This window comes from Desulfurellaceae bacterium (assembly GCA_021296095.1).
Taxonomy (GTDB): domain Bacteria; phylum Desulfobacterota; class Binatia; order Bin18; family Bin18; genus JAAXHF01.
Genome location: JAGWBB010000139.1, coordinates 1 through 4,618 on the forward strand (window position 1 = coordinate 1; position 4,618 = coordinate 4,618).

The 4,618-nt window shown below is 62.8% G+C and carries 5 protein-coding genes; 4 read left to right on the forward strand and 1 reads right to left on the reverse strand.

Going from position 1 to position 4,618, the window contains the following annotated elements; all coding sequences use genetic code 11:
- A partial coding sequence (locus J4F42_21345; GenBank protein MCE2488068.1) for a hypothetical protein occupies positions 1–685 on the reverse strand: 685 nt, incomplete at its 3' end.
- Positions 686–873: 188 nt separating this feature from the next.
- Here J4F42_21345 and J4F42_21350 point away from each other — a divergent pair.
- The 4 genes from J4F42_21350 to J4F42_21365 all read left to right on the forward strand — a co-directional run bounded on the left by J4F42_21350 (position 874) and on the right by J4F42_21365 (position 4,347).
- Positions 874–2,001: an LLM class flavin-dependent oxidoreductase gene (locus tag J4F42_21350; protein ID MCE2488069.1), complete on the forward strand. Its 1,128-nt coding sequence runs from the start codon at positions 874–876 to the stop codon at positions 1,999–2,001.
- 138 nt (positions 2,002–2,139) lie between these two features.
- Positions 2,140–3,330 carry an acyl-CoA dehydrogenase gene (locus J4F42_21355; GenBank protein ID MCE2488070.1) on the forward strand — a complete coding sequence of 397 codons (1,191 nt, stop codon included), beginning with the start codon at positions 2,140–2,142 and terminating at the stop codon, positions 3,328–3,330.
- A 307-nt stretch (positions 3,331–3,637) separates the two neighbouring features.
- Positions 3,638–3,925, forward strand: a complete 288-nt coding sequence (locus J4F42_21360) for a type II toxin-antitoxin system prevent-host-death family antitoxin (protein MCE2488071.1) — start codon at positions 3,638–3,640, stop codon at positions 3,923–3,925.
- 8 nt (positions 3,926–3,933) lie between these two features.
- The gene (locus J4F42_21365; GenBank protein MCE2488072.1) at positions 3,934–4,347 is read left to right on the forward strand and encodes a putative toxin-antitoxin system toxin component, PIN family; all 414 of its coding nucleotides are present in this window, start codon (positions 3,934–3,936) and stop codon (positions 4,345–4,347) included.
- Positions 4,348–4,618 lie beyond the last annotated feature (271 nt).

Consider the following 4,618-nt stretch of genomic DNA (forward strand, 5'->3'; position numbering starts at 1 on the left):
GGTTGATGGCCCGGCCCGGATCGCAGGCCGGGTCTCTGACCCGAAACGGGTCCATGTACTGGGCTGGCAGCAGGGTGAAGATCGACAGACGCACCTCGTCCGGCACCAGGCTGAGCGCACGCAGGACGGGCGCGGCAGCCCGCCCGCTGTACAGCTCGGCATCCGGGCCGTGCAGCTCGCCGGGTGGAAAGGTGGGTACCCACTCGCCGTTGTCCTGGGCCAGCTGCGGACGGTGTCGGGCCGGCGCGCCGGCCACAGGCGAGGGCAGGGGGTGGAGCGGAATACCAAGCGCCCGACAGAAGGTGTCAACGCTGATTGTGCGCACCAACACGCCCAAGGCCTCGACATAGTGGGTGTCCGGCAGCCCCTGGGCGGCCAGTTCCTGATACCACTCCCTGCTCAGGCGGCTCGAGTCGGTGGTGATGCGGTGGACCATCTCGACCACGGCTGCGGGCAGGCGGCCGGCCGTGTCATGCTCACCCCTAACGGCCGACGCGGACAGGGCTGTCTCGCGCGCGGCGCACAAGCGACAGGCGGCGGCGTTGCGCACCTCGGCGGCAATGGCGACCCGTTCGGCGCCCGTCCACCAGGTGCCGGGCTCGGCCAGTTTGCGCCAGATTGTGGTATGCGCGGCCTGGATATCGGCCCGAACCACAACCGGGGCATGGGTGTACGAGACTTCCACGGCAAGCCCTCCTTCAGCCAAGACCATGCATGGGATTGGCGTGTTTGGCAAGCGTTCCAGTCCGTGAGCGCCCCGGCCCGCACGGGCGGTGTCTGCTTGCATCTTTTTTCCGTTTGTATCATTGTGGAGCGTTGTAGCCCGACACTGTAGCCGCCACGTTGACGGGTGGCAAAAACAAGGAGGACGGTATGAAAGTTGGCATGATACCCCAGTTGACGAGCTTTAATGGAAAGCCCGATTTCCAGACCTACCAGGAGGAACTGGCCCTGGCCGATATGGCCGAAGACATGGGCTTTGACTCGATCTGGGCGCTCGACCACCATTTTACCGGCTATACGATGTCGCCCGACCCGACCCAGATGCTGACCTATTTTGCCGGTCGGACCAAGCGCGTCCAGCTCGGCACGGCGGTCATCGTACTGCCCTGGCACGATCCGGTCGAAGTGGCCGAAAAAATCGCCCTGCTCGACGTGCTGTCCAACGGGCGGACGATTATCGGCTTTGGACGCGGAGCGGCCACGGTCGAGTACGAGGGCTACCGCATTCCGATGCACGAGTCGCGGGAGCGTTTTGTCGAGTGCGCGGAGATCGTGCGCAAGGGCCTGACCCAGGACAGCTTCTCGTACGACGGCAAGTACTACCAGATTCCGGAAATCCAGATCCGCCCGCGTCCGATCTCTCATCCTGAGCAGCGCTTTTATGCCTCCTCGGTCAGCCCCGAGTCGGCCGAGATCATGGCCAAGCTGGGGCTCGGAGTGCTGATCATTGCCCAGCGGAGCTGGGAGGATACGGCTGCCGACTACCGGCGCTATGTCGAGAACGCGCTGGCCAGCGGCTTTCAGCCGCGTCCCCCGATTGGGCTGTTCAACGTGCTGGTGTCGGACGACGCCCAAGAGGCCGAAGACCTGGCCCAGGTTCACATGGGCGCCATGTTTGACTCCATCGAAAACCACTACCGTTTCTCCTCGGGCCGCCTGAACGAGGTCAAGGGCTACGAGTTCTACGGCAAGATGGCCAAAACCTACGCCAAGCTGAACGCCGACGAAGAGGCCAAGGCCAAGGCGGTGGCGTTCTATCGCAGCCTGCACGCGGCCGGTACGGCCGAGCAGGTGTTGGAAAAGTTCCGCTACGTGCATTCGACCGTCGCCCTTGAGCACGTTGTGAACACCTTCGGCTTCGGTGGCATGCCGATTGATAAACTGCGCCGCAGCTACCAGCTGTTTGCCGAGAGGGTTCTACCGGTGTTGCAACACGACGCGGCGTTCAAACTGCCCAAGAATCAGAACGGCTACACCGAGATGGCCGCCTCGGCCTAGTCCATCCTGTATCTGCTGAGACGGGAATCGTGATCTCCTTTTAAGGCTCGCGGTCATCACGGTTCCCCAGTGCGAAAGTGGGGACTACGAGACCGACACCGGGCTCTGTCCCCATTTTTTTGCCCTGAGGAGAGGCGCATGGATTTCCACTATACGCCCGAGCAGGACGCATTTCGGGCCGAGCTGCGGGCGTGGCTGGACGCCAAACTACCGCCCGAGCTGTGTGTTGATGACGCCAAGGACGAACGCATCGCTCCCGACCGCGAGACCTTCGAGCGTCGCCGGGTCTGGCAGCGCCAGATGTATGACGCGGGCTGGGTCGGCATCGCCTGGCCGCAGGAGTATGGCGGGCGTGGCGCCACGCTCATGGAGCAGGTGATCTTCGAGGAGGAGTACACCCGAGCCCGCGCTCCGGTTTTGCCGGGCAATTCGGGCATCTCGCTGTGCGGGCCGACCCTGATGCAGTGGGGCAGCCAGGACCAGAAGGCGCGTTTTCTACGACGCACGCTGAGCGGCGAGCTGATCTGGTGCCAGGGCTATTCCGAACCCGGCGCCGGCTCGGACCTGGCCAGCCTGCAAACCCGAGCCGTTGATATGGGCGACCATTTTGTGGTCAACGGACAGAAGGTGTGGACCTCAGGAGCCCAGTACGCGGACTGGATCTTCATGCTGGTGCGGACCGACCCCGACGCGCCCAAGCATCGGGGCATCAGCTATATCCTGGCCGATATGCGAACGCCGGGCATTACCGTCAGGCCCCTGGTCCTGCTGAACGGCCACGCCCACTTCAATGAGGTGTTTTTTGAGGATGTGAAAGTCCCCAAGACCAACTTGGTGGGACACCAGAACGAGGGCTGGAAGGTCACCGTCACTACCCTCATGTATGAGCGGGCGTATGCCGGGGTGAGCAATTATGACGACCAGATCATGCGCCTCGTCGGCCTGGCCAAGCAGGTGCCGATTGACGGCCAACCGGCCTGGGAGCAGGCCTGGGTGCGCCAGCGGCTGGTCGGCCTGAAAACCGACAGCGAAAGCCTCAAGTACACCCGGCTGCGCGGCATCACCCGCATGCTCAAAGGCCAGCCGCCGGGACCGGAAGGCTCAATGCTCAAGTTGTGCGGGTCTGAGTTGGGCGTACGAATCGCGCAATTTGCGACCGAACTCCTGGGTGTTCACACCACCGTGAACCAGCCCTCGGACGTGGTGCCCGACGCCCCGCGCTGGTTTAACCGGATGCTGAGCGCCCGCCAGTACACCATCTCGGCCGGCACGAGCGAGATCCAGCGCAATATCATGGGTGAGCGGGTACTGGGCCTGCCAAAAGGCTAGGCCGGTTCACAGGTCTCCTTCGAGCGCGGCAATTCACCAAGTTCGAGAGGGCTTGGCGACTGACACCGAGCATCTTCAGTGACGTTCAGGCCGAGCGGCTCCAGACAGGGCACCCGGACAACTTTGCCGGGGTGCGGCGGATTCTTCAAAGGACTGATCTATCAAGTTCAGCCGTATACTGCGTTGCCAAGCCTGAGCTGTCCCGAACCTGCTAAAAACGATCACCGGGAGTACAAACAGACCACCCGGATTTGCTCTGTGTAGTACTATCGTATATACTATCGTGGACACGCAGGAGGGGAGTGCTATGCGCTTTGTGAGCATCCGGGAGTTACGCAACCAGACCGCTTTGGTCTGGAAGGCGCTGGCCGACGAGAAGGACGTGGTCATTACCTCCAATGGCAAGCCCATCGCCCTGCTGTCGGCGATGGGGGAAGAGAACCTGGAAGCCTCGCTGGCGGCCATCCGTCGGGCGCGAGCCCAGGCCGCCACCACCGCCCTTCAACAAGCCTCCCTGCGCGCCGGGACAGATCGTCTCTCGCAGGAAGCCATTAACGCGGAGATCGCTGCGGCTCGTCGGAACCGGGGCCGATGAGGATCGTGTTGGATACCAATGTCCTGGTCTCCGGTCTGCTCTCTCCTTTCGGTCCCCCCGGCGATATCCTGCGGCTGATCACGACCGGGACTGTGCGAGTCTGTTACGATGCCCGGATTCTGGGCGAATACTCTCAGGTCCTCCGTCGGCCCGCCTTCGCGTTCAGCCCCGTCCAGGTCGACGCCGTGCTGGCTCAGCTCGAAGCCGATGGCGACCTCGTGACGGCGCGGCCGCTTCCCAAGCGCCTTCCAGACCCGGATGACGAGGTGTTTCTTGCAGTAGCTCTGGCGGGGCACGCCGACTGTCTGGTGACCGGCAATCTGCGGCATTACCCTGCATCGCGCCGCCACGGCGTGCAGGTCGTCTCTCCCAGAGCGTTTCTGGAGGTGTACCGGCAAAGGGCGGGGGCGGACGACGGGTAGCAATGAGGTTCACCCACAAGGGATGTCCCTGCGTCATCTGGTGCAATTCTCCTGCCAGATGCCAATCCTGCTGGCGGACATTACGGGCCTTAATCAACTCCCGAGTTTCGTCCTCTGTGAGGCCAGCCAGGGGAACCCACATAGCCCGTGACTCATCAACTTGGATGTTATGTTATTTCTGTTTGACAGATATCCATTAGAGGGGCCCGATTGGGGCTATGAACAAAGCCCTGCCGGTGATTACCGAAAGCCCCCAGTCCCTCCACAGGCG